The sequence below is a fragment of the Microbacterium sp. genome, assembly GCF_051953575.1.
Classification (GTDB): domain Bacteria; phylum Actinomycetota; class Actinomycetes; order Actinomycetales; family Microbacteriaceae; genus Microbacterium.
In genome coordinates this window covers 1-2,907 of sequence record NZ_JBQCIP010000232.1, presented here as the reverse complement: position 1 = coordinate 2,907, position 2,907 = coordinate 1, and the positions used below count along the sequence as shown (strand labels likewise).

Here is a 2,907-nt window from a genome sequence, read left to right as displayed (position 1 = left end):
CGAGGCCGAGGCCGCCGCTCCGGTGGAGACCGGCTCGTCCTCGTACTCGTCCGACAGCGGCCCCGTGGGCACGCTCGCGGACGACGAGGCCCTCGCCGCTCTGCGCGAGAAGCTCTCGGGTCGCTGATCCTGAGCTGACGCTCGCGGTTCGCTGAACCGTCTGGTCCGGAAGGGGCCGTCGCCGAAAGGCGGCGGCCCCTTCCGCGTACCCGGGCGATGTCGGCGGCCGGGCGTATCGTCGCGACGTGCCCGCAAGACCTCCCGCCTCGCGCTGCCTGATGGACGACGGGTGCCGCGGCCCGGTGCCGCCCGACGCCCCGGTGCCGCTGTGCGAGCGCCATCTTGCGGCGGTCGCCGAGTGGGGCGAGGGCGCGTACGGGGTCACCGACGTGCTGCCGTCGCCGTGCCGGCTGTGCGGGTCTCGTCTGGGCGTGCGCTACCCGTCGGGGTGGCTGTGCGCCGTGTGCGAATGGCGGCATGGTGAGGTCCCCGACGGCGAGATCGCGCCCCCGCGCGTGGAGGTCGTCTACTACCTGCGCTACGCCGACCGCATCAAGATCGGCACGACCGGGAATCCGCGACAGCGTTTCGCGGCGATCTGGCACGACGAGCTGCTGGCGTTCGAGCGCGGCGGACGCGACGTCGAGCAGGCCCGGCACGCGCAGTTCGCCGCGGACCGGCATCCGGGAACCGAGTGGTTCCGCATCTCGGAGCCGCTGACGGCGCACGTCGCCGTGCTCGCGGCGGGGGTCGACGACCCGTGGCGGCTCCACGCCCGCTGGGTCAGCGAGGCGCTCGCCGCACGGCTGTGAGGCTCGGTCGCCGCTAGGCGGCCGGCGCGTCGGCGCAGGCGGGGAACGCGTCCGCACGCACCCCCGCGAGGTCGCGGACGAAGGAGTAGCGGATGCCGGCAGCGTCAGCGGGGAGCATGAGCACCACGCCGTAGCCGGGGCTCCACTCGTCCGAGATGAGGAAGTAGTGGCCGCCCGTCGCCTCCAGCAGACGCAGACCGCGGTAGTGGTAGCGGGCGTCCTCGCCGGCGCCGGCGCACGATGTCTCGACACCCGGCGCGACGATGTCCAGCGGGCGGTCGCTGTCGATCTCGACGCCGGGGAGGGTGGGCACCTCCTCCACGAAGCCGTGGGCGAGCTCGGTGCCCTCGACGGTCGCGAAGTTGGTCGCGGTCCAGAACAGCCCCACCGCGACCAGCACCGCCACGGCACCGCGCAGTACGCCCTCGGTCAGCGGCTCGAGGCGCGTGGATCCGGGCAGACGGCCGCGCAGCGAGACGGCGTACAGCAGCACGAGGATGGCTCCTGCGCACACGAGCGGCGCCGCGATGAAGGTCGTCGCGTAGCCGATCAGCCACAGTCCGATGCCGAGCGCGAAGACGGCGAGCGCGAAGGCCCACAGCCAGCGGGCGACGAACGCGACGACCGGGTCGCCCATGCCGCGACGCACCCGACGACGCTGCCACCACTGGTCGAACGCGACCCAGGCCAGACCGGCGGCGGCCGCGTAGATCGGGATCAGGACGACCGAGCGCACGCTGCGCCGCACGTAGTCGTCGACGGTCATGCCCAGGATCGCCTCGTCGAGCCCGAGCAGGTCGGCCATGCGCTCGCTGCGCACCCAGCCGAAGTACACGAGCAGGGCGGTGAGCACGCCGACGTTCACGACGACCGCGAGGAGCGTCTTCACGAGACCGCCGCGCAGCGCCGCCTCTTCTTCGGTGTCGGGTTCCGGCGGCGGCTGCTCGGCGGGCGGTGGCGGCGGCGCAGGTGCGTCCGGGGCGGGCGTGCTCATCCGTCGGCTCCGGCCCGTGCGGGGGTGTAGGTGAGGAGGAGTCCCGCCTGCTGCACCGGCGCGCACACGCTGAGGGCGGGCTGCAGCCCGTCGGCAGGCACGGTGAGCGACTCGTCGACGTCGAAGGTGCACGGGTCGTCGGCGAGGACGAGGTCGCCGGCGGCTCCCGCTCCGAAGACGATGCCGGAACCCGGCACCGTCCCTCCGGTGTCGCACGAGATCGAGTCCGCCGCGACCTGGTCGCGGGCGCTCACGGTCGCGCGGTAGAGGTCGCACTCCGGCTCGCCGTAGCCCGGCGGCCGCGGCGGGTCGTAGGGCGCGCCGGTGGCCGGATCGATGGGGTCTGTCGGACGGTCCAGTCCGTCCACGCCGTACCGCTCCAGCGCGCCGGCGGCGAGCGCATCCGCGAGTGCCGGGTCGCCGTCGCACAAGCGGACGAGGGCGCTCATGTACAGCACGGCGTACCGCGGGTCGACGAGTCCCCACATCACGGGGTTGGCGTCGGTGGTGCTGCCGAACTCGGTCGGCCCGCCGGTGGCTACAGCGTCCAGGTACGAGGTTGCCGACGCGCAGCCGCCGAGCAGCGCGGCGTACGCCGGCCCGTCGTTGCCGTACACGCTGGGATCACTCGGAGGCAGCGAGAACGGGTACTCCGGGGCTGCGCCGGTCGTTCCTCCGCTTCCGGCGGTGCCGCCGCTGCCGGTGTCGCGGCTGCCGCTCGGGCCGTCGGGTGAGACCGGGGAGTACTGCCCGCAGGCGGTGAGCGAGAGGCCCAGCGCCAGCGCCAGCGCCAGCACCGTGCCCCGCCCGGCGGCCCAGCGCCGCGCGGCGCGATCCCGCGTTCGGCTCACGTTCTCCATGCCGTGAAGAGCGGTGCGCCGCGCCGCCTGATACGCCCGCGGGACGCCCGGACCGGGGCGCACCGCAGCGCTGACGGATGCCGCGGGGCGGCGGCATCCATTACGTTCGCAGTGTGAGCGCCGTCACGCCGGGGGATCCGGGCAAGCCCGGGCCGCGCCCGCGCGCGCATGCGCCCGACGCGGCTGACCGCACCCGCGACCGCACGGCCACCCTCAACCAGCTGCTGCTGGCCGCCGTCGT

The 2,907-nt window shown here is 74.4% G+C and carries 3 protein-coding genes; 1 reads left to right on the top strand and 2 read right to left on the bottom strand.

Annotated features, from left to right (window positions below):
- The first annotated feature begins 278 nt into the window (after positions 1 to 278).
- Complete coding sequence (locus tag ACTHNQ_RS14065) at positions 279 to 812, top strand: GIY-YIG nuclease family protein (protein ID WP_440334313.1); 534 nt, start codon at positions 279 to 281, stop codon at positions 810 to 812.
- A 13-nt stretch (positions 813 to 825) separates the two neighbouring features.
- On the opposite strand, the gene ACTHNQ_RS14060 is transcribed toward ACTHNQ_RS14065, so the two are convergent.
- Entirely contained in the window at positions 826 to 1,806 is a 981-nt protein-coding gene (locus ACTHNQ_RS14060) for a hypothetical protein (protein ID WP_440334311.1), read from the bottom strand.
- Positions 1,803 to 2,657 (bottom strand): hypothetical protein, encoded by an 855-nt coding sequence (locus tag ACTHNQ_RS14055; protein WP_440334309.1) that lies wholly within the window; start codon positions 2,655 to 2,657, stop codon positions 1,803 to 1,805. Before ACTHNQ_RS14055 ends, ACTHNQ_RS14060 begins: the two co-directional genes overlap by 4 nt.
- Between the last annotated feature and the right edge of the window lie 250 nt (positions 2,658 to 2,907).

What these genes read in the sequence shown, in the direction of transcription:
- ACTHNQ_RS14065 (WP_440334313.1), top strand. Translation starts at nt 279, where the DNA reads ATGGACGACGGGTGCCGCGGCCCGGTGCCGCCCGACGCCCCGGTGCCG.
- ACTHNQ_RS14060 (WP_440334311.1), bottom strand. Translation starts at nt 1,806, where the DNA reads ATGAGCACGCCCGCCCCGGACGCACCTGCGCCGCCGCCACCGCCCGCC.